General features: G+C 72.1%; 10 protein-coding genes. 2 read left to right on the top strand and 8 right to left on the bottom strand.

Annotated features, from left to right (window positions below; genetic code table 11):
- Nucleotides 1–113 precede the first annotated feature (113 nt).
- Both JHN45_RS26285 and dacB read left to right on the top strand, forming a co-directional pair.
- On the top strand, nt 114–3,080 hold the full coding sequence (locus JHN45_RS26285; RefSeq protein ID WP_201050881.1) for a SpoIIE family protein phosphatase: 2,967 nt from the start codon (nt 114–116) through the stop codon (nt 3,078–3,080).
- Between the two features lie 141 nt (nt 3,081–3,221).
- Entirely contained in the window at nt 3,222–4,541 is a 1,320-nt protein-coding gene (gene dacB / locus JHN45_RS26280) for a D-alanyl-D-alanine carboxypeptidase/D-alanyl-D-alanine-endopeptidase (RefSeq protein WP_201050880.1), read from the top strand.
- 18 nt (nt 4,542–4,559) lie between these two features.
- On the opposite strand, the gene JHN45_RS26275 is transcribed toward dacB, so the two are convergent.
- The 8 genes from JHN45_RS26275 to JHN45_RS26240 all read right to left on the bottom strand — a co-directional run.
- Nucleotides 4,560–5,333 (bottom strand): maleylpyruvate isomerase family mycothiol-dependent enzyme, encoded by a 774-nt coding sequence (locus JHN45_RS26275; protein ID WP_200715822.1) that lies wholly within the window; start codon nt 5,331–5,333, stop codon nt 4,560–4,562.
- Between the two features lie 73 nt (nt 5,334–5,406).
- Nucleotides 5,407–6,279, bottom strand: a complete 873-nt coding sequence (locus JHN45_RS26270; RefSeq protein ID WP_201050879.1) for an LLM class flavin-dependent oxidoreductase — start codon at nt 6,277–6,279, stop codon at nt 5,407–5,409.
- A gap of 80 nt (nt 6,280–6,359) precedes the next feature.
- Entirely contained in the window at nt 6,360–7,028 is a 669-nt protein-coding gene (locus JHN45_RS26265) for a hypothetical protein (protein WP_201050878.1), read from the bottom strand.
- 3 nt (nt 7,029–7,031) lie between these two features.
- The gene (locus tag JHN45_RS26260) at nt 7,032–7,910 is read right to left on the bottom strand and encodes a TauD/TfdA family dioxygenase (RefSeq protein WP_201050877.1); all 879 of its coding nucleotides are present in this window, start codon (nt 7,908–7,910) and stop codon (nt 7,032–7,034) included.
- A gap of 33 nt (nt 7,911–7,943) precedes the next feature.
- Nucleotides 7,944–8,639, bottom strand: coding sequence for a hypothetical protein (locus JHN45_RS26255; RefSeq protein WP_201050876.1), 696 nt, complete (start codon nt 8,637–8,639; stop codon nt 7,944–7,946).
- Nucleotides 8,584–9,645, bottom strand: a complete 1,062-nt coding sequence (locus JHN45_RS26250; RefSeq protein WP_201050875.1) for a GSCFA domain-containing protein — start codon at nt 9,643–9,645, stop codon at nt 8,584–8,586. Before JHN45_RS26250 ends, JHN45_RS26255 begins: the two co-directional genes overlap by 56 nt.
- Before the next feature lie 10 nt (nt 9,646–9,655).
- On the bottom strand, nt 9,656–18,784 hold the full coding sequence (locus tag JHN45_RS26245; protein WP_201050874.1) for a non-ribosomal peptide synthetase: 9,129 nt from the start codon (nt 18,782–18,784) through the stop codon (nt 9,656–9,658).
- Nucleotides 18,784–22,746: amino acid adenylation domain-containing protein (locus JHN45_RS26240; protein ID WP_268982326.1), on the bottom strand; the 3,963-nt coding region annotated here is incomplete at its 5' end. The genes JHN45_RS26240 and JHN45_RS26245, both read right to left, overlap by 1 nt.

Raw genomic sequence — 22,746 nt, 5'->3', positions numbered from 1 at the left:
TGCAACTCGGCCTGGAACGCTGGCTGTTGGGAGCCCTGGGCGACAGCTTGAGTCAAGGGTGGGAGTCCTGCGGAGACAGTGTCATGTGAGGCGGGAACGGTAAAATTTACGGTATGAACGCACGTCTGGCTCTGCTCGGCACGGTGGACCCCGGCGTCACCGAGAGCGAGGTCTTCCGGCTGGCACTGCAGCACGCGGTGGGCGAGCTGGGGGCTCTTGGTGGAGCGATTCATCTGCGTGGCCCGATGTCCGCGCTGCGGCTGGTGTCGTCGACCGGCCTGCCGCCCGCCCTGACCCGCCCGTGGGAGATCATCGACCAGGAGGGCCCGACGGCCCCGGCCAGGGCACTGCACCAGGGCAGTGGTGTGTGGGTTCCGTGGGTTCCGGCGGAGCCGGCGCCCGTGAGCGGGTCCCCGGGCCAGAAGCGCTCGTGGCCCGGTACCGGTCTGGCCGCCGTGCCGGTGTCCGGCGGGGACCGCAGCATCGGCGCGCTCACGGTCCTGATGGGCGAGCAGGGTGAGCCCACAGAGCGGCACTGGGCCTTCCTGCGGGACCTGGTCGCCTGGACCGAGGAGCGCATGAGCCAGGCGCCGCCGCCCTCCGGCCCCTCCACGGCGGCGCCGGCCGGCCACCGTGAGCGGCTGCGGCAGGCGCTGAAGCAGGTCAGCGTCGGTTCGTGGGACTGGGACATCCAGGGCGGCGAGCTGATCTGGGACGAGGCGGCCCTGGAGCTCTACGGCACCCGCCCCGAGGACTACACGGCGAGGGTCGAGAACTGGATGGTGTGCGTCCATCCCGACGACCTGCCGCCGACGCTGGACGCGGTGGACCGGGCGATCCGCGAGCACGACGTGTTCGAGGCCGAGTACCGGGTGCGCCGCCTGGACGGTACCTACGGCTGGACCCGGGCCCGCGGCCGGGCGACCTACGACGAACAGGGCGAGCCCCTGCGGATGATCGGCGTGGGCTGGGAGAGCAACGAGTCCCGGTCCGCGCGGGACTCCCTCAGCCGGGCCCTGCGCCACATGAGCGACGGCTTCCTCGCGGTGGACGACGACTGGCGGATCACCTTCGCCAACCTGGAGGCGGAGCGCACGCTGGGCCTGTCCGAGGAGGAGCTGTTCGGGCGCCTCCTGTGGGAGCTGCCGACGGTACGCAACGTCCCGGGCCTGGAGGACCGCTGCCGGAAGGCCGCGGCCGAGGAGACGCCGGTCGGCTTCGACGCCCAGTTGGAGGGCACCGGCCGCCGTCACCACCTGCGGCTGGTCCCGGGTCCCGACGGGGTCACTCTCTATCTCACCGACGTCACGGAGAAGCGGCAGCACGAGGAGGAGCGCAGGGCGTCCGAGCTGGCGGCGGGCCGGCGCGCGGCCCGGATCGGGGAGCTGACGGCCGCCCTCGCGAAGGCGACGACCTCCCAGGACGTGGTGGCCGCGGTGGCCCGCCGGGTGCTGCCGCCGTTCGCCGCGACCGGGCTTCTGGTGCAGGCCATCGAGGGCGACCGGCTGCACACCGTGGGCGCGGACGGCTACCCGGAGGAGTTCCTCTCCGTCGTCGACGGCCGCGCCCGGACCCCGGGCGAGCCGTCCTGGGACGTGATCGCGTCCGGTGTGCCGCTGTTCCTCTCCTCGGTCGGCGAGTACTCGGCCCGCTACCCCGAACTGGCCGCCAGACCGGCCAGGGCCCAGAAGCAGGCGTGGGCGTTCCTCCCGCTGACCGCGTCCGGCCACACCTTCGGTGTCTGCGTCGTGGCCTTCGACCACGCCCGCCGGCTCACCGACGAGGAGCGCACCCTCCTCGCCACGATCTGCGCCCTCGTCGCCCAGGCACTGGAACGGGCCCGGCTCTACGACGCCGAACACGACCGTTCCCGTGAGCTGCAGCGCAGTCTGCTGCCCCGCGCGCTGCCCGAGCTGCCGGCGTGCACGGCCGCCGCCCGTTACCTCCCGGCGGGCCAGGGCATGGACGTGGGCGGCGACTGGTACGACATCATCCCGCTGTCGGGCGGGCAGGTGGCGCTGGTGGTGGGCGATGTGATGGGTCACGGTCTGCCGGAGGCGGCGACGATGGGCCGGCTGCGCACCGCGCTGCACACCCTCGCCGACCTGGAGCTGCCGCCCGACGAGATCATGAGCCACTTGAACGAACTCGTCGCCGGGATGGGCGAGGAGTCGTACGTGACCTGTCTGTACGCGCTCTATGACTCGACGACCCAGATCTGTTCCATCGCCGCGGCCGGTCATCCGCCGCCGGCCGTGGTCCACCCGGACGGCACGGTGCACTTCCCGGAACTGTCGGCCGACCCACCGCTCGGCGCGGCTGAACCGCCGTTCGAGACGGTGGAGTTGAAGGTGCCGGAGGGCAGTCTGCTGGTCCTCTACACCGACGGTCTGGTGGAGTCGGCGAAGCGAGAGATGGACGAGGGCATGGCGGATCTGGCGCGGCTGCTGAGCGCGGCGCACCGGTCCGGCGGGGAGGCGGACCTGGGGCGAGCGGGCCTGGAGCGGCTGTGCGACACCCTCACGGCGGGTCTGCTCCCCGCCGAGCATCCGACGGCCGACGACGCCGCGCTGCTCGTCGCCCGGCTGCACGCCCTGACCCCCGACAAGATCGCGTCCTGGCCGCTGCCCGAGGATCCGCGGGCGGCCGGGCAGGCCCGCCGTCATGTGCGGGAGCAGCTGAGCACCTGGGGTCTGGAGGAACTGGCCCCGACCACGGAACTCCTCGCCAGTGAGCTGGTGGGCAATGTGGTGCGGCACGCCAAGGGCCCGGTCAGTCTGCGCCTCCTGCACGGCGCCGAGCTGATCTGCGAGGTCTTCGACGGCAGCCTGACGATGCCGCGCATACGGCGCGCGACGGACACGGACGAGGGTGGGCGCGGCCTGCAGCTGATCACCGCTCTCACCCAGCGCTGGGGCACGCGCTATACGTCGACGGGCAAGTGCATCTGGACGGAGCAGGCGCTGACCGCCTCGGGCGCCCGGCAGGAACTCCCGGACGACGCCCTGGAGTTGATGTTCCCGAGCCTGGAGGACTTCACCGGGGACCTCGACGCGCTGCCCTTCGGGGACGAGGACTGACGGACACCGTCGCAAATCAGCCAGGCTCCCGTTCTTCACAACGTACCCATGGGTAACGTGAGTTGGAGCTGTTACTTTCCCTTTCAAGATCCCCGGATCTCTCGCACGTCCCCACTCACACTCCCCTGCACCGAGGCGGCCATGCCCAACTCCCCCTCCACCGACCACGCGAGCGGACGCCACCGCAAGAGCAGAACGGTCGGTCCGATGTTCCGCAGGGTCGCCGTCATCGCGGTGACCGCCCCCGTCGCCGGGACGATCCTGTTCGGTACGTCCGCGTTCGCCGCCGGGCAGACCGCCGCCACGCTCGACCCCGCCGAGCAGCAGATCGCGACCAATCTCGACACCCGCATCCAGGACACCCGGCTGGGCACCACGCTCAGCGGTGTGGTCATCGACGCGCAGTCCAACAACGTCGTGTGGGGCCATGACGCGGCCACCGCGCTGATGCCGGCGTCCAACACCAAGCTCGGCACCTCGACGGCAGCGCTCACGATCCTCGGCCCCGACCACCGCTTCACCACGAAGGTCGTCTACGACGCCGGCACGGTTACCCTGGTCGGCGGCGGGGACCGCACCCTGACCTCCGCCGACCTCAGCGCGATGGTCACGACCGTCGTCGCGGGCCTGAAGAGCGCGGGCCTGACCTCGGTGAAGGTCCAGGTCGACGACAGCCTCTTCCCCGAGCCCTCCCTCGCCGTCGGCTGGAACGACGGCTACTACCCCGACTCCATCGCTCCCGTACGGGCGTTGGTGGTCGACGGCCACCACGTCACGGACACGTCCCTGGACGCCGGCCAGACCTTCGCGAAGCTCCTCGCCGCGCAGGGTGTCACGGTCACCGGCAGTGTCACCCACGGCGTCGCGGGCACCGGAGCCGTCCCCGTGGCGGAACACCAGTCCGCTGCGCTGTCGGCCATCGTGGAGCACATGCTCAAGGTGAGTGACAACGATATCGCCGAGACCCTGCTCAGGATGACGGCGCTCGCCTCCGGCCGCCCGGCCACCTTCGAGGACGGCACGGCCGTCGTCCGCCAGGTCCTCACCCAGTACGGCATCTCGCTGACCAACTACGAGATCCACGACGGCAGCGGGCTGTCCCGCTCCAACCGCATCCCGGCGCAGACCATCGCCGACATCCTCGACGTGGCCGACAACCCGGCCAACGCGCCGACGCTGAAGTACATCATCGACGGACTGCCCGTCGCGGGCGAGGCCGGCTCGACGCTGGGACCCGAGTGGGGCCGGTTCGACACCGCCGACTCCCAGTGCGCGGTCGGCAAGGTGATGGCCAAGACGGGCACGCTCACCGGTGCGATCGCGCTGAGCGGACTGACGAAGGCGGCGGACGGGAACTGGAAGATCTTCTCCTTCATCGAGAACAACTCCACCGCTGCCCCCGCCGACACCAAGGACGCCCTCGACGGTCTCGCCGCGACCGTCAACGGCTGCTGGGCGTAAGGGCGTTCGGGCCGTCGGCTACGGCGCTGTGAAGAGCGCCGGGAAGCGCGGCCCGAGCCACGGTCTGCGCCCCCAGACGATCACCTTGGCGCGGGCCATGGTGGCGGGGGCGCTCCAGCGGCCGAGGGCAAGGAGGAGGAAGGCGACGGGGTCGATGGCGATCGTGCAGTCGGGCCGCCTGGGCGGCTCGTCGCTGACCGTGGGAACGCCGTCGGCGAAGGTGACGGCGAACCGCTCGCGGCCGGTCCGCACCACGTAACAAGCGTGGTGACCGGCCGCGGCAGCGCTCACGACGCGTGGCATGGCGAGCCGCATGAAGGGCAGCGTGAACGGGACGACCTCCCGGCTCACCATGTGCGGCCTGCGCAGCGCGACCGCGATGTCGTAGCCGTGCCCGAGCAGATGCGTGAGCAGATACGAGCCCAGGGTGGCCAGGTCCATCGGCCCCATCGGTGTCAGCACCTGCTCCTGCGGAGAGCGGCCGGCGGCGGCCGTGACGAAGGCCCGGGCCTGCTCCGCTATCACCGTGCCGAGAACCACCGGATCCCGCTCCGGGAACGCGGCCAGGGACGCCCTGTTGGCCGCCGCGAGCCCACCGGGCGTCCCGTCGCCGTAGGGCCGTGTCCTGCCCGCCCCGATGTCTCCCATCAGCTTCCCCGCCAGCGCGAGGTGCGCCGCCGCCTCACCCACCGTCCACTCGGCGCCCGGCAGCGGCGTCCCCGGGTCGGTCCCCGCCGGGAGCAGCGCGGCGATCCGGTCGGCGGTTGCGGTGATGGCGTCCTCGACTGTCATGGACGGGATCGTGTACGGACCTGGCCGCCGTGTCCAGTGCCGGACCGGAATGATCGCCTCGCCGCCACCGGAGTCAGCGGCCAAGGGCTTTCAGCAGAGACCCCAGCCGTTCCACCGGCTCCGGGCCGATCATGCGCAGCACCACCGTGTCCGCGCCGGCCGCTTCCAGTTCGCGGACCCGTTCGGCGGCCTGTTCCGCCGTACCGGAGACGGTGTACACCTGCTCCGCCGGGCGCCCGAGCCAGGCACCGTGGCCGTCGACATGCGGCTGCAGCTCTTGCTGCACCTGATCGGCGCTGTCCCCCACGCAGCAGAAGGCGAACACCGTCATGGTGTGATCCGCGGAGGCACCGCCCTTTTCGACCGACGCCCGAGCGCTCCTGACATCGGACGGCCCGTGCCCCTCGGCGATCACCGTCCCGTCCGCGACTCGCCCGGACAGCTCCAGCGAACGGGGCCGCACCACGCCCGCGACCACTGGCGGCGGCTCCGTCGGCGGATGGACCAACTGCACGCCGGACAGCCGCACTTCCCGCCCCTCCATGACCACGCGCTCCCCACGGAGCAGGGCGCGCACGGAGCTGATCGTCTCCTCCAACAGGGCGAGCGGTGACCTCGCGACCGCGTCGACGTCGGCCATCCATTCGGTCACCCCGTGCCCGATCCCGGCGACGAGCCGACCGGGGAACACCCGCGCCACCGTGGCCACCTCCATCGCCAGCAGTGCCGGACTGCGCAACGGGGCCGGCATGATCCCGATGCCCACCCGCAGCCGCTGTGTCGCTCCCAGCGCGATGGCGGCGGCCGACACCCCTCCGTTCCATCCCAGATCCTCGACCACCCAGAGATCGTCCACGCCAAGAGCCTCGACCTGCCGCGAGAATCCGGGCAACTCCTCCGGAGCCCAGTCGCGGTCGTACATCACACCGATCCGAAGCTGTGTCATGAGGTATGGCCCCTTCCCGTCGTGGCGCGCCGCCGATCTTGCTGCGAATCAACACTCTCTGCGATCGACGGCCCGAGTGTCTACGGCGGCGATGTCGCCAGCGCCGAGAGAAGCCCCTCCGCCAGTCGCACGGCCGGGTCCGGGTCACCGCGCCCGGTCAAGACCCGTACGACAGCCCGGAGTTGGGCGGCGGGAAACGTGTCGGCGTACGCCTCGCACCCGTCGTCCGCGTAGGCCCGTGCCAGTGCGGGACCGAGCGCCTCCGCGTGGGCCTCGGCGCAGGCCCGCGCGTTCGCGTCGCTGCTCAACTGTGCGTACTCGTGGCCGTATCCGTCCGCGTCGGCCGCGGAGAAACCGTTGCCCAGGGCGTAGTCGCGGGCGCCCGTATGGGCCTCGCTGTACGCGCCGGCCCGGTCGTAGGCGGCGTCGTAGAGGTGGAGGAGCATCGGGGTGAGCGCCGTTCTCCAGGTGTCCTGGTCCGGTGTCCTGCCGCGCGTCGCCGCACGGTGCAGATCCCGCGGAGCCACGAACACGGCTGCCTCTCCACCCTTCGCAGCCTCCGCGAGGAGCGGCAGGACCGTCTCGACCTGCCAGACATGGACGGCGAACAGGCCTTCTGTGTAAGGGACTTCGTCGAGAAGGACGTGCAGCCGGGCCGTCCAGTCGTCGCGGACGTCTGTCGGCAACTGCTCGTGGAGGTCCGTGGCGACGTGCCGCAGCCAAGCCGGAGCGATGTCGGTCGTGGGCATCGTTCAGGCCTGCAGGGAGCTGCCGTTGACGGCCACGCGGCGGCCCTCGCGGGTGTGCGGGAAGTAGTCCCAGACGGCGTGGTGCTGGACACTGCGGTTGTCCCAGAGGACGAGGGTCCGCTCCTGCCAGCGGACCCGGCAGTGCAGCAGCGGGGTGCGGGCTATGTGCGCGTACAGCAGGTCGAGCAGGGCGTCGCTCTCCGGGCGGGACAGTTGGGTGATGTGGGAGGTGTAGGGGGCGTTGACGAACAGCAGCTTGCGGTCGGTCTCCGGGTGCCGGACGACGACCGGCTGTTCGGTGCGCGGTACGTCGTACTCGGGCGGCGGGGTCTGTCCGGCGGCGGTCCACGGCAGGGCTCCGTCGTGGAGTGCGGTGAGGCCTTCGAGGAAGCCCCGCATGGCGGGTGAGAGCAGTTCGTAGGCGAGGTGCATGTTGGCGAAGACGGTGTCGCCGCCGCTGCCGCCCTCGGGGACGGTGGTGATGTAGAGAAGTGATCCGAGGGAGGGTTCGGGGTCGGCGGTGCCGTCGGCGTGCCAGCCGTTGCCGACTACGGCGCGGGACTCCTTGCTCGCCTTGATGTCCAGGATGTACGGGTCGGATCCCTCGGGCGCGAGGGCGACGGGGTGCAGTTCGCCGAAGACGCCCGCGAACCGCTTGTGTTCCTCGGGGGTGATGTCCTGGTCGCGGAAGACCAGCACATGGTAGGTCTGGAACGCGTGCTTGAGTTCCTTCTCCTGCTGGGGCGTCAGCTCCTGGGACAGGTCGAGTCCGGTGACCTCGGCGCCCAGCAGCGGGGTGATCGGCTCGACGGACAGGGTGTCGTAGGGCTCGGCGGGGCGGGTGGTGAGCCGCTCGACGGCCTTGAGCGCGTAGTCCTCCATGGGGGACCTCCGTGACGTAGGTGCGGTGGGGGTTTACAGGCCTCGGTCGAGGAGTTCGGACACGACGAGGCGGCCGAAGGCGAGGTTGCCGTGGATGGTGTCGTCCGGCTGGGAGAAGGCTGGGCGTTGCAGGTCGCTCTCGTCGGTGACGCGGGTCCGCAGGTCGACCAACTCGGCGCCCCTTGCGGTGAGTTCGGCTAGGAGGATGTCCTGCGCGGCGAAGAAGACGTCCGGGTCGGACATGCCGGGGACGCGCTGGGGCGGCAGGGGTGCCAGGACTCGTAGTCCCAGGGCGGCGGCATGGTCGTAGAAGGCGAGCGCGCCCCGGACGGTCGCGCGGATCAGGTCGGCGAAGAGGCCGCTGCGCAGGAAGGTGTCGGGGACGGATCCGTGCCGGTCGCGGTAGAGGTCCCAGTTCTGCCGGGTGGCCACGGTGTGCGCACTCAGGCCGAAGGTGCACACCAGCGGCACCCGCAGTCCGGCGAGCGCGGGCACGTCGAGGGTGTCGAGGAACTCGCGGTACAGCCGCTGTGTCTCGGCCTGCCGAAAGGTGAGGCCAGCGGCGTCGGTGTCGAAGAAGGGGCCCAGGAAGTCGCGCCCCGATCCCAACGGGCCGCCGACGAAGGGCAGTTCGGCCGCCTGGGCGGCGCGTCCGATGCAACCGGCGTGCGAGTCACCGAGCAGGAGGAAGCGGGCGGGGGTTGTAGTAGTCGAGCACTGCGTCGTCACACCGGTTGTCCTCTCCGCCGTCGACGGGGGTGGTGGTGATGGGCGTGGTGGTGGTCCGGCCCTGGACGGCCTCGAAGAAGTGCCGCATGACGAAGGCCACGCCGTCGGGGCTGACCGTGCGGAGGTTGGGTTCGTAGAAGGCCGCCCGGTAGGGGTGGCCGGTGACGATCTCGTACGACGGGAAGTAGTCGAAGTCGTCGCTCTCGTCGGCGAGTTGGCCCGCCGCCGCGCGCAGGACGGACTTGGAGTGGGTGGTGGCGACGAGGGCGTGACGGCCGGTGGCGGTGGCCGTCAGGGGGACCGGGGAGACGGTGAGGACCATCCGCAGCCGGGAGTTGACGGTGCGGGCCAGGGCGAGCAGGGCCGTCAGGTCGTCGTGGACCTGGGCCACCGTGTGGTTGCGCAGGACGTGCCGGGCGGGGTCGAAGGTGCCGCGTACGGTTCCGGGGCACATCGGCAGCACCGTGCCGGTGCGGGTGTCGTGCCAGGCCTCGGTCAGACCGAGGGTGAAGACGAGGACGTCGGCCTTGGTGAGCGCGGTGCGGACGGCGGCGAGGGTGGTGTCGCGGGAGCGCAGCAGATCGGCGGGTGAGGCGAAGCCGTCCGGTTCGACGGTGGGCCGGTAGGGGTCGTGGAAGGCGCCGTCCTCCGCCCAGACCTCCTCGGGCGGCTTCTCCTCGTCCAGCGCCCAGGCGATCCACTGGCGCAGCGCTGCGGCGGTGTAGATGTTCCCGGTCCGGAAGGAGAAGCGTCGGTAGCCACGCGCCGACCGCTCCGCGCGGGTGAGGCCCGGCGGTGGCGGTTCGGCGTCGTACCAGTGCATGCCCTCCTCCAGGAGGGCCCGTCCGATGTGGGCGGCGAAGCAGGATCCGGCGGTGACGACGGGATCGTCCTGGCCGATGGTGAACTTCGGCGTCCACAGGTCGGTGATGTCGAGCGGATCGGGTTCGGCGACCGCGGTGCGCCAGAAGGACCGCTCGGGCAGGCGGGTGTAGGGGTGCTGCACGGTGGCCTCCTCAGGATCGTCCGGCGGAGTGGAGCAGAGCGCCCTCGGAAGGGGCTGTCGCGAGTGCGGCGGCGATCGCCTGTACGTGGGGTTCCGCGACGAGTTCGTAGTGGGTGGCGGCGATGTGGTGGAGGCGGTAGGGGCTGGGCAGATGGGCGTCCCAGGCGCCGGGCGCGGTCGGTTCCGGGGTCAACAGCCCTTCCTCTACGGGGCGTTCGGCGAGCCATATCTCGGCCGGTGTCCGGTGCAGCCGTGGCAGCCGGTGTTCGGCCATGGCCGCGAGGTTGGTTCGGCAGCAGTGCGCGAGGCGTTCGGCGTAGGCGCGGCCGGACTCCGACAGCGGTCCGCCGGCGTTGCCGCTGAGCTCGCGGGCGAAGACGGCGTCCACCTGCTGTTCGTCGTAGGCGGCGAGGCGTTGGCCGGCGCCGGGTGGCGGAGGGTCGAGGAGGTGGACGGCGTCGACGGGTCGGCCGTCGGCCTCGGCGAGTGCGGCCATGGACAGGGCGGTCCAGGCACCGAACGACCAACCCGCAAGGCTCAGACGGCGGTTGGGGTCCGGGAAAGCGGCCCGCACGGCCTCCAGGTAGTGCGCGGCCCGGTCGGCGATCGAACGGGCGGGCAGTCCCGGGTCGCGCAGTTTCGGGTCGGCGATCAGGCAGACGGTCGACTCGGCGGGCAGGGCCGCCACCAGCGGTCTGTAGGCCTGGATGTCGCCGCCGACCGGATGGACCAGGCACAACACGTCCGGGCCCGGCCCGCGTTGCCACACTTCGACGGCAACCTCGGCTGTCGCGCGGCGAGTTCCGGTGTCGACGTGGCCGAGGATCTCGGCGAGGCTCACCCGGTGGCTGAGCCGGGACAGGTCGATGTCGGTGCCGTGGCGGCGCTTCACCTCGTCGATGAGTTCCAGCAGGGTGAGCGAGTCGGCGCCCAGGTCGTAGAGCGCCTCCTCGGGGTGGACGGTGTCCACGCCGAGGAGGTCGCACAGGATCTCGGCGAGATCGGCTGCGGGGTCGTTGGGCGCCGGCACTGAATCGACGACGGACCCGTGCCCGTTCTCGTGCCCATGCCCGTGCTCGTAGAAGTAGTGGGCCTCCGCCAGGGGCGTGGTGTTGACCAGCAGGTGCGGCAGTTGCAGGTGCAGGGCCCGTTCGAAGACCGCCGCGCCGTCCTCGGGGGTGAGCGCCGTCCTCAGGTGTTCCTGGTGGCGGGCGTCGGTGGTCAGGGCGTGCTGTGCCATGCCTACGTCCCGCCAGGCGTCCCAGCCGATGGTCATGCGGACGGTCGCGTCGTCGGCGCCGGGCGGTGCGTGGTGGGCGTAGGCGTCCAGACAGGCATTGGCCGCCGCGTAGTCGAACTGCCCGACTCCCCCGTACCGGGCAGCCATTGACGAGCAGTAGGCCACGTAGTCCGGGTCGTGCTCGGCGATGATCCGCTCGACGAGCAGGGCACCGCGGAGTTTGGCGGCCGTGGCCCGGCGGGCGGTGGCGGGGTCGCGGCGGACGAGGAGCCCGCCGGCGGCGGTGCCCGCGGCGTGGACGATCCCGGCGAGGCCGTCGAGGTGCGGGGCGAGCAGGTCCCCGACCGTGTCCAGGTCGTCGGTGGCGAGGTCGGCCGGGACCACTGTGACGCGGTCCTGGTGCGCGCGTAGCGCGGGCGGTGTCGCGCTCCCCCTGGCGACGAGGACCACGCGGTTGCCGGGGTGTTCGAGGAGGCGGGCGGCGAGGGTGGTGCCGATGCCGCCGGTGCCGCCGAGCACCAGGTGGGTACCCGGAACGGCCGTACGGACGGCGGCAGTTGGCGACTCGGGAGCGAGCACCGGCTGAAGGGTGCGCTGCCACCAGAAGCCGTCGCGCAGGCCGGTGGCCGGTTCGGTGATCGTGTCGTCCAGGAGCAGGTCCGGCAGCTGGGCCGCCCAGTCGGCCGGGCGCGGTCCGGGCAGGTCGGCCCAGCGCAGGGTCACGCCCAGTTCCTGCCGGGGGACTTCGAGGGCGGCGGCGAGGAGGCCCGCCTCGGGGGTGCGGACGGGGCCGGTGACCGGCTGCGCCCCGTGGGACAGCAGCCAGACGCGGGGCCGTTCGGCGTCCGGGACTTGGGCGAGGGCGCGGGCGAGCGCCGCGACGGTGTCGAGACAGGCCAACTGGGCCGCCTCCAGCGCAGGGTCGTCGAGGCTGCCGTCGAGAGTGAGCGGGAGGGTGTGCAGCCAGTCGACGCCGGGGCCGGTGCGCCGGGTGATCTCCGCGAGCACGACGGCGAGTTGGTCAGTGTCGGCGGGATCGGCCTCGTAGCGGTCCTCGTCGAGCCGGGTGAGTCCCTGTCCGGCGCGCACGGTCACCACGCGGGCGTAGTGCCGTTCCAGGAACCGCCACGCCGTGCCGTCCGCGTCCGGCGCGGTGACCACGACGGCGGTGCGCCGTGGCGGGTGGGCGCCGGTGCGGGCGCGGCGCAGTCGTGTCCACAGCGGCTGGTGCAGCCACTCGCCTGCGGGCAGCCGTCGCGGGGCGGCCGACCGCGCGGACTCGGACTCGGAGTCATCGCCTCCGGGCGCGCGTTGGAAGTCGTACTCCGCCGTGTCGAAGGCGGGCGGTGGGAAGTCCCAGGGCGCGGGGGCGGGCCCCTCGGGCCATACGAGGGTGTGTCCGGCCGTCCATGCCTCGGCGAGGGCGCGGGGGTCCCGGTCCGGTGCCTCGAGCGCGGTCCGCGCGAGCGGCTCGCCGATCTCCCCGACCTCACCGAGCGTGTCGAGCCACGCGACGGCGGAGTCGACGTCCGGGCAGACGGCCGCAGCCCGGTGGGCGAGCGCGGGCCGTCCGGCCTGGAGGTGGCGCAGCACCCGCGGGTAGGTGTCGGGGTGCGCCCTCAGGTAGGCGGCGATACGGCGCCCGTCCGCGCGTACGGCGGACGCGGAACTGCCGGACAGCACCAGGCACGCCACCGGCTCGGCCGGAACAGCACCGTGGTGGGCCAACTCCCCTTGTTCCAGCAGCAGATGGGCATTGGTCCCGCCGATGCCGAAGCTGCTGACGGCGGCCACTCGCGGGGTGTCGGAGGGCCAGGCTTCGGCGGTGACCGGTATCCGGAAGGGCCCGTCCTCTATCTCGGGGTTGAGCCGGTCGAAGTCGGCCGTCGGCGGAACGACCCCGTGGTGCACGGCGAGCGCGGCCCGCACCAGGCCGACGACACCTGCGGCGGCGCCCAGGTGTCCGACCTGGCTCTTCACGGAGGACAGCGCCACGCGCGCGTCGTCCGCGAGCCCGTACGCCTGCCGCAGCGCGGCCGTCTCCACCGGGTCCCCGAGCCGGGTACCGGTCCCGTGCGCCTCCACATAGCCGAGGTCGGCGCCGCTACGGCCGCTGCGGTGCAGGGCGGTACGGATGGCGGCGCGCTGCCCCGCCAGGGCCGGGGCGCTGTAACTGAGCTTGTCCGAACCGTCGTTGTTGATTCCCGAGCCGGTGACGACGGCGTAGACGGTGTCACCGTCCCGGCGGGCGGCGGCGAGCGGTTTGAGCACGACGACGGCGCTGCCGCTCGCCCCGACGGTACCGGCGGCGTCCGCGCTGAACGGCCGGCAGTGGCCGTCCGGCGAGAAGATGTGCTGCGGCCGGTAGGTGTAGCCGTCGGTCAGGTCGATGTCGACGAGGACACCGCCGACGAGCATCACGTCCGCGTCGCCCTGCCGGAGCATCCCGGCGGCCACGTGGACGCCGACGAGCGAGCTGGAGCACGCGGACTGCACGGTGAAGGCGGGCCCGGTCAGTCCGAGGTGGTAGGCGGCTTTGGTGGCCAGGAAGTCCTTCTCGTGGTGCAGCGCGAGCCGGAAGGTGTCGGGGAGTCGGTCCGGTTCGGCCTCGCGCAACATGCGCTGGAAGTAGGTGTTCTCGCCGCAGGCGGCGAGGAGTCCGACCCGGTGGGCCGCCGGGTCCGCGATTCCCGCGTGGGCGAGTGCCTCGACGCAGTTCATCAGGAGGTGCCGTTGCTGGGGGTCCATCAGCCGGGCCTCGTGCGGGCTGATGGTGAAGTGGCCCGGGTCGAAGTCGAGCGGTCCGGCGAGCTGGCTGCGGGCGCCGACCCGGCCGTCTGCCGTCGGGAAGTGCTCGATGCCCCGGCCGCCGGAGACCACCAGGTCCCAGAAGGCGGCCAGGTCGGGGGCGCCCGGCAGTCGTACGGCCATCCCGATCACGGCGACGGGTTCGCCCACGGGTCGTGGCGCGTCAAGGTGCGTCGAATCATCCGTACCGCCCTCCGACGCGCGCCCCTCGATGAGGCGGGCGAGTGCGCGAAGGCTGACGTGCTCGAACAACTCCGGTACGCCGAAGGCGAGTTGGTCCTCGCCCGCGCACCGGAGCTGGAAGCGCATCAGGTCCAGGCTGGTGGCGCCGGCGTCGAAGAACCGCTGCTCCACACCGATGGCCTTGCCCGTCACCGTCTCGAACAGCTCGGCCAGCCGTGCTTCGAGAGGTGACTGGGCGGCCCGGACGGTCGCACCCACCGGGCGCAGTTCACGCCCCTGGGCGGTGAGCGCCGCCCGGCGGTCCAGTTTGCCGCTCGGGGTGCGCGGCAGTTCGGTGAGGCGGCGGAACCTGCTCACGCGCACATACCCCGGCAGCAGCCCGGACAGATGGTCGGCGAGATCCTTCGGGTCGGGGTCGCCGCCCCGGCACTTCAGACAGGCCACCAGCAGTCCGTCCGCCACCGCCGCGACCGCGTGGGTGATGCCCGGGTACTGCAGCAGCGCGGCCTCGACCTGCCCCAACTCCAGCCGGTGCCCGCCGAGTTTGACCTGACTGTCGTCGCGACCCGCGTAGTGCAGCAGGCCGTCCGCGTCGAAGCGCGCGAGGTCGCCGGTGCGGTAGAAGGTGCCGAGGCCGGGGTCGTCGGTGAAGCGGTCGTGGTGCGGTGTGTCGTCGCCGAGGTAGCAGCGGTGGGCCATGAGGCCGCCGATCAGCAACTCGCCCGTGACGCCAGGCGGCACGGGGTGCCCGCCCTCGTCGACGACCCGCAGGACGGCGTTCGCCACCGGCCGCCCGATCGCGGGCCGCAGCGGCCAGGCGGCGGGATCACCGTCGAGGCACAGACCGCTGACGACATGGGTCTCGGTGGGGCCGTAGTGGTTGAACAGGCGGGCGTCCGGCAGTCCGGCGAACCAGCGGCGGATCGCGTCCGTGCACACCAACTGCTCCCCGGCCGTGACGACTTCACGCAACCGCGACGGGAACCGGCCGGTCCGCACGCCGTGTTCGGCGAGCAGTTGCAGGGCGACGTACGGCAGAAAGATCCGCTCCGCTCCCCCGGTCTCCAACTCCCGCAACAGGGACGGGACATCGTGCCGCCAGGCGGGTTCGACCAGGCGCAGCAGGCCCCCGGAGCACAGGGTGGTGAAGATCTCCTGGAAGGAGACGTCGAAGGACAGCATGGAAAACTGCTGGGTGACGGCGGGCCCGCGCAGTCCGCCGTCGGTGCGCTGCCAGGTCAGCAGGTTGCACAGGGTCCGGTCGAAGACCCGGACGCCTTTGGGAGCGCCGGTGGAGCCGGAGGTGAACAGGGTGTAGAGCGGACGCGCTCCTTGGTGCGCGGGAGTTTCGAGCCCGACGGTGGGAGCGTCCGCGAGGGTCAGGACATGCCGCGGCAGGGACGCCGGCGCGATCGCTACGAGCGCGTCCTCGTCCTCCGGCGCCACGAGTACGCACAACGGGTCGGCCTGGTCGAGCACATGCCGCAGCAGGGGCGGCGGATAGGCCGGATCGAGCGGTACGACGGTGAGGTTCAGCCGGGCCGCCGCCAGGAGGGCCACGATGTGCTCGGCGGAGGGCCGGAGATGGAGCGCCACGGCCGCCGGGGCGGCGGGATCCGCCGGAAGGCGGGCGGCGAGGGCGGTAGCCAACCCTGCTGCCTGCGCATCGAGTTCGGCGTAGGTGAGGGTCAACTCGCCGTTTGTGACCGCTGGTTCGTGCGGGGTACGGGCGACTTTCCGGGCGAAGCCCTCGGCGACGGTCGCGAAGTCCGTTGGCCGCGTGGGGCCTTGGCCGTGGTCGGGCAGGGTGCGGCGGTAGTCGGCGACCAGTTCGTGCAGGGTGGTGTCGTCGCCGCCGGTCAGCTGGTCGAGGGCCTGGCGGAAGAGGCGGGCCGCGGCCTGGGCGCGCTCGGCGCCGATGTCGTCGCGGTACTCCCACAGGCAGTCGAAGCCGCCCTCGTGCTCCACCACCGACAGCGTGAGGGCGCATTTGGCGCCGAGCGGCTCGGGCCACACCGGCCGTACGTCGCAGCCGTCGAGCCGCAGTGCGGAGAAGTCGGTGTTCTCCAGCACGAACAGGTAGTCGAACAAGGGGGTTCGCTCGCCGAAGGCGCGGTCCGCGAGGACGTCGGCGAGGGCGACCTCCTGGTCGCGCAGTACGGCGTGCACGACGTCGGCGTGCTCGGACAGCTGGGCATCCAATGGGCGGTGCGGCTCCATCGGCAGGTCGAGGAGCACGGTGTTGGCGAACATGCCGACGGTGTCGGCGAATTCGGGCCGGGCCCGGTTCGCGACCGGCGTGGCGATCAGCGGGCGGCCCTGTCCGGTGACGCCGTAGACGCTCGCGGCGAACGCGGACACCAGCAACTGGAAGCGGGTCAGGCCGAGTTGTGCGGCACGCCGGTCCAGTGCGCCGCGGCGGACGACGTCGAGCGTGGTGCGCAGCAGGCGGGCCCGTGGTGTGTCGGGGACCGGCTGTGCGGGTGACGGTTCGCCGTCGCGGCCGTAGTGGGAGCGCAGCCGTGCCCGCCGGTCCGCGTAGGCGGGACTGGTGTGCCAACTGCGCTGCCAGTGGGCGAAATCCAGGGGCGTACGGGTCGAGCCGTCGGCGACGCAGGCGTCGGTCAGGTCGCGGAGGAGGAGGTTGAGCGACCAGCCGTCCACGGCGACGTGGTGCAGATGCAGCAGAAGCAGTCCACCGTCGGCCCGTGGCACCCAGGCGACGCGCAGCATCCGCCCCTCGGCGAGGTCGAAGCGGTGCTCGAAGAACCGGTCGGCGGTGTCCTGCCACTCCTCCCCCGGGCGGGCTTCGAGATGCTGCCAGGGGTCGTAGGGATCGCCGGTCCGCTGGAGCAGCCCGTCCGGGGAGGGGACCAGCCGGGTGCGCAGGGCGACATGCCGTTCCACCAGACCACGCACCGCGCGCTGCAGAGCGCCCGTATCGACATCACCGCGCACCCGGAACGCCAACGGCACGTCGTAGGACCGGTCTTCGGGCGCCCGCTGCTGCAGAAGCCACAGCCGCTCCTGCTCACTGGTGGCCGGCGCGGTCGTTTCCCCGGCGGGGCCGGGTATAGGTGGGTGTTCTCCTACGGCCGTGTCGGCGGCGTCGACGGCGTCCGCGAGGGCGGCGAAGTCGGCCCGCAGGACCAGGTCGTGCGGGAGGTCGACGGCGTAGCGGTCGAGGATCTCGAAGCGGAAGCGCAGCGCCTTGAGCGAGTCGCCGCCGCTGGCCGCCCAACGGTCCCCGGGCCGCAGGCCGTCGACGGCGAGGATGTCCTCGGCGATGTCCAACACCCGGCGCTGTCCGGCGCTGACGGGCGGTGCGTCGTCCTCGGGCGTGCCGCGCCACGGAGTACGGGCATCGCGCAGCAGGGCCTCCCGGTCGACCTTCCCGTTGGCGTTGCGCGGCAGTTCGGCGACGAGGTAGGTGTGGTGGGGGCGCATGTACGAGGGCAGGGTCGCGGCGAGGTGGCGGTCGTAGGTGTCGTAGGAGAGTTCGTCGCCCGGGACGAGGAAGGCGAGCAGTTCGTTGCGGTCCTCGGCGTCGCGGCGGGTGCAGACGTAGGCCTGGCGGACGGCGGGCCGGGACAGGATCTGCCGTTCCACCTCGCCCGGTTCGATGCGGAAGCCGCGCACCTTGACCTGGCGGTCGGCCCGGCCGACGTAGGTGATCCGGCCCTCGGTGTCCTGGCGCACGAGGTCACCGGTGCGATACCAACGCCCTTGCCCGGCCCCTTCGTTCGGGAGCCGTACGAAGCTGTGGGCGGTCCGCTCGGGGAGGTTGCGGTAGCCGCGCGCCAACGCCGGACCGGAGAGCAGGAGTTCGGCCACCTCCCCCGGTTCGGCGGTGCGGTCGTCCTCGGTGCGCAGGAGGATGCCGGTGCCGGGGAGCGGGGTGCCGATGGGGATCGTGTCGCCGGCGAAGTCGCGCGGGATGGGGTGGCAGAGGGCGAAGGTCGTCGCCTCGGTCGGCCCGTACACGTTGTGCAGGACAGTCCGGGCCTCGGGGTTGGACTCGTACCAGCGGCGGACGATACGGGTGTTGAGCTGTTCGCCGCCGACGAGGACCTGTCCGACGGTGGCGAAGGAGTGCGGTACCTGCTCGACGACCGCGTTGAAGAGTGCCGTCGTGATGAAGAGTGTGTCGACGCGCCTTTCGTCGAGCGCCCTCGCGAGTCCGGGTGCGCTGTACACCTGGCTGTCGTCGAGTACGAGACAGACGCCACCGGTCAGCAGCGGGACCCATACCTCGAAACTGAGCGCGTCGAAGGCGGGGTTGGCCAGCGAGGCGAAGCGGGTGCCGGGTCTGAGGTCGAGATAGCCGGGGCGGGCCAGTCGCAGCACTCCCTCGTCGGTGACCTCCACACCCTTGGGGTGCCCGGTGCTGCCGGAGGTGTAGAAGACGAAGCCCGTGGCGGTGTCACCGGGTTGGACCGCGGACACGGCGGGCAGGTCGGTGCCGCCCTCGCCGCTGAGGAGCAGGTCGACGTCCAACACCGGGAGATGCGCGGGCAGTTGGGGACCTCGCCCATGGACCACGACCACGGCGCCCGAGTCGTCGAGGATGTGGCGCTGCCGGTCGGGCGGGCTGAGGCGGTCGAGGGGGACGACGGTGGCTCCGGCGCGGCGGATGCCGAGCATGACGCAGACCAACTGCCACGAGCGCGGCAGGTGTACGGCGACCGCGTGCCCTGGGCGTACTCCGGCCGCGTGCAGTCGCGCTGCCACCAGGCCACTGACCCGTTCGAGTTCCGTGTAGTCGAGGACCCGGTCGCCGTCCTCGACGGCGGGGGCGGCAGGGGTGCGGCGGGCCTGGGCGAGGACGGTCTCGGCGAGGGAGGCGGTCCGCGTGCGGGCCGTGTCGAGCGGTGCCGGGAAGATGCTGGAGGCAGGTCCGAGGTCCATCACGCCTCCCGTACCTGCAGGGCCGACTGGGCGGTGTGGTGGGCGAGTTCGGCGTCCAGCAGGGTGCCGACCCGGGCCGCTCCGGCGCCCTCCAGGATCTCCCAGTGGTCGCACTCCAGCGTCTCCACCCGGAACGCGCCCTCGGCCCTGCGCTGCCAGAAGTCGCGGACCTCCGCGTGGAAGGGGGTGTCGGTGCCGTCTGGTACGGCCTGGGCGAGGATCAGCCGGGCCGGGGAGGCTGCCGGGAGGTGTTCGCGGGCGGTGAGCCGGTTGTGGTTGTAGAGGCGGAAGTAGCGGTCGACCTGGGCGTCGTCGATGCCGGGGTACATCCCGTTGAACCTCACGAGTTTGTCGCGGAACTCGGTCGCGTCGACGGCGCCTATCTCCGCGCGGGCGGTCGCGTCGTCGGTGGCCTGGGTGTCCAGGAGGACGACACTGACCGCGCGGTGTCCGGCGGCGGCCAGCAGGCGTCCCATCTCGTGGGCGACGAGGCCGCCGTAGGACAGGCCGGTCAGGACGAGGGGGTGGTCGCCGAGCGGTTCCAGGAGGCGCAGGTACGCCTCGGCCATGGCCTCCACGCTGGGCAGGAGATCCTCGTCGGGGTTCACCCCCGGGGACTGGATGCCGTAGAGCCCGACACTTTCGGGCAGGAGGGTGGCCAGGGGCAGGTAGCAGAACGCGGTGCCGCCTGCGGGGTGGACACAGACCACGCGCGGGCCGGTGCCGGGGCGGAACTCGATGAGGCTGCCGGGGGCGCGGGCGCTGCCGTCCTCGCGGAGCAGTGCGGCCAGGGCCTCGATGGTGGGGCGGGTCATGACCTCGCCGACGGGGAGTCGGCGGCCGAAGGTCTCGGTGACGGCGTGGGCCATCTTGATGGCCGACAGTGAAGTGCCGCCGATCTCGAAGAAGTTGTCGCTGACGCCGATGTCGGGGTGGAGCAGGGTGCGTTGCCAGATCCGGTACAGGCCGTGTTCGACGTGGTCGCGCGGGCTGGCCGTGTTGACCTGGTCGGAGGTCGACTCCTGGGCCTGGCGCAGGAGTTGGGGGCGGTCCAGTTTGCCGCTGCGGTTGAGCGGGAGGGTGTCGAGGTCGAGGAAGACGGCGGGGATCATGTAGTCGGGCAGTCGGCGGGCGAGGGCGGCGCGCCAGTCGTGTGCGGTGCGGGCGGGTGCCGTGCCGCGGCCGATGCCGGCGATCAGCCGGGGCTGGCCCGTCGGGTCGTGGTCGACGAGGACCGCCGCTTCGCGTACGCCGGGCAGGGCCGTGAGCGCCGCCTCGACCTCGGCGGGCTCGATCCGGAAGCCGCGGAGTTTGATCTGGTCGTCGGCGCGTCCCATGAAGTGGGCCTGGCCGTCCGGCAGTCGGCGGGCGAGGTCCCCGGTGCGGTAGATCCGCTCGCCGGGCACGAACGGGTCGGGCAGGAAGCGTTCCTTGGTGAGGTCGGGGCGGCCGAGATAGCCGCGGGCCAGCGACGCTCCGCCGAGGTAGACCTCGCCCACCACTCCGGGCGGGACCGGTTCCAGGCGGCCGTCGAGCAGGTACATGCGGGTGTGCGGCAGCGGGCGGCCGATGGGGCACGGCCGTTCGAGCGGGCGGGGGTCGTAGTGGGCGGTGCTGTAGAGGGTCGCCTCGGTGGGGCCGTAGCCGAAGCAGATACGCAGGCCGGGGAGGTGCTGTGTCATGCGGTGGAGTGCGGCTTCGGTGAGCGACTCGACTCCGGTGAGCAGCTTGCGCAGGGGCAGTCCGCGCAGTCGTACGGCGGGGTCCTCGTCGATCCACTTGACGTAGGCGGGCGGCAGGAACGCCTGGGTGACCGCGTGTTCGCGCATCCACGCCAGCAGGGCCTCGGGGTCGCCGCGCAACTCCTCGGGGACGATGTGGAGTTCGCCGCCGGTGGTCAGGGGCAGCAGCAGTTCGTGGATCGAGGCGTCGAAGCCGATACCGGACCAGGCGGAGCCGACCTCGCCCGGGGCGGTGCCCATGCGGGCGTGCCAGGTCGCGAACAGGTCGAGGACACTGCGGTGTTCGACCGCGACGCCCTTGGGCCGTCCCGTGGACCCGGAGGTGAAGATCACGTAGGCCAGCTGGTCGGGCGTGCGGTCGATGTCCGCCGGTGGTCCCTGCCGGGTCGCTCCCTCGGCCTCTACGGTGGCCAAGTCGAGCCATTCCGGGGCGCGTTCGGCGGTGTCGTGGTCGCTCAGCACGAGCGGGCAGGCGGCGTCCTCGATCATGCGGGCGAGGCGTTCGGCGGGCTGGCCCGGGTCGAGCGGGAGGTAGGCGGCGCCGGCCTTGAGGATGCCGAGGATGCCGACGGCCAGGTCGCGGGTGCGTTGCGCGTGCAGGCCCACCACGTCGCCGGGGCGGACGGACCGGGCGACCAGCGCGTGCGCGAGGTGGTCGGCTCGGCGGCCGAGTGCCGCGTAGTCCAGCGAGCCGTCCCGGTCGACGACCGCGGTCCGCGCGGGGCGCTCGCGGACCTGTGCCTCGAAGAGTTCGACGAGTCCGGACGCCGAACGCAGGGCAATTTCCACCGGGTCGGGCGGCGGGGCGGTGTCGGGTCGCGTGGCGTCGCCGTCGAGGAGCACCCGTCGGCGCTCCTGCGGTGTCATCAACTCCAGTGCGCGGATGTCCCGTTCGGGGTGGCGGACCATGTCGGTGAGCAACTGCCGGAGATGGCCGGACCAGCGCCGGGCGGTGTCGGGGTCGATGAGCGCGGTCGCGTGGTCCAGGTGTCCGGTGATCCGGCCGTCGGACTCGGTCGCCGACAGGGCGAGGTCGAACTTGGCCGGGGCGTGGGCGATCGGCAGCGGCTCGGCCTCGACTCCGGGCAGGTGCAGCAGGCCCCGCCGGTCGGGCTGCCAGGCCAGCATGGTCTGGAACAGAGGTGTGCGGGAGGCGCTGCGCGGCGGGTTGACCAGTTCGACGATGCGCTCGAAGGGCAGATCCTGGTGGGCGAGGGCCTCGCGTACGACGGCGCGGGTGCGGGTCAGTGCCTCGGCGGCGGTGAGGGATCCGGAGAGATCGACGCGCAGCGGGAGGGAGTTGACGAGGAAGCCGATCAGGCCGGCCGCTCCTGGGCCGCGCCTGCCCGCGAACGGGCTGCCGACAACGATGTCTTCCTGCCCGGAGAGCCGTGACATGAGGATCGCCCATCCGGTCAGCAGGGCCACGAAGGGCGTGGCGCCGTGCCGTCTCGCGAGACTCCGGAGTTCGGCCGTGACCTCGGCGTCGAGGGTGAACTCGGCCCGCCCGCCGTCGTATTGTTGTTCCGCCGGTCGTGGACGGTCGGTGGGCAGTTCCAGGACGGGCGGGGCGTCGTGCAGTGCGCGCCGCCAGTAGCCCTCCTGAGTGCCGAGGTCGGCTTCGCGCTGGGCGCGCGCATGGTCCGCGAACTGCGTCGTGAGCGGCGGCAGGGGGTTCGGGGCGCCCGCGCCGAACGCTTCGTAGAGCTGGCCGAGTTCGTCCATCATGACGTTCATCGAGACGCCGTCGTAGATGCTGTGATGGAACGTCAGGAGCAGTACGTGGCGTTCGGGTCCCGTGGCGAGCAGGCGGCCTCTGCCGAGCGGGCCGGCTTCGAGGTCGAACGGGCTTTGTGCTTCGTCGAGTTGGCGGGCGGCCACCCGCGCGTCCGCGTCGTCGGCTTCGGCGTCGGTGAGGTCTTCACGGGTCAGGGTGAATCCGCCGCCCGGTGGGTCGATGTGCTGGTGTACGTCGCCGTCCGTGGCCACCAGCCGTGTCCGCAGCGACTCATGACGATCCGTCAGCGTGTCGAGGGCGCGGGACAACAGGTCGGCGTCGAGCGGGCCGGTCAGGGTGTAGGCGATGGTCTCGTTGTACGCGGCGTTCGCGCCCGGCAGTTGGGACAGGAACCACAGCCGCTGCTGGGCGAAGGAGGCGGGCCTGATCCGGGGTGTCGCGTCGAGGCCGGGCGGGGGTGTTTCGGTGGACGCGCGGGGAGT

Source organism: Streptomyces sp. MBT53 (assembly GCF_016654115.1).
Classification (GTDB): Bacteria; Actinomycetota; Actinomycetes; order Streptomycetales; family Streptomycetaceae; genus Streptomyces.
This window is presented reverse-complemented; position numbering and strand designations above follow the sequence as displayed.

Coding starts and splice junctions, on each gene's coding strand:
- JHN45_RS26270 (WP_201050879.1), bottom strand. CDS start 6,279: ATGACACAGCTTCGGATCGGTGTGATGTACGACCGCGACTGGGCTCCG.
- JHN45_RS26285 (WP_201050881.1), top strand. CDS start 114: ATGAACGCACGTCTGGCTCTGCTCGGCACGGTGGACCCCGGCGTCACC.
- JHN45_RS26260 (WP_201050877.1), bottom strand. CDS start 7,910: ATGGAGGACTACGCGCTCAAGGCCGTCGAGCGGCTCACCACCCGCCCC.
- JHN45_RS26245 (WP_201050874.1), bottom strand. CDS start 18,784: ATGGACCTCGGACCTGCCTCCAGCATCTTCCCGGCACCGCTCGACACG.
- dacB (WP_201050880.1), top strand. CDS start 3,222: ATGCCCAACTCCCCCTCCACCGACCACGCGAGCGGACGCCACCGCAAG.
- JHN45_RS26265 (WP_201050878.1), bottom strand. CDS start 7,028: ATGCCCACGACCGACATCGCTCCGGCTTGGCTGCGGCACGTCGCCACG.
- JHN45_RS26275 (WP_200715822.1), bottom strand. CDS start 5,333: ATGACAGTCGAGGACGCCATCACCGCAACCGCCGACCGGATCGCCGCG.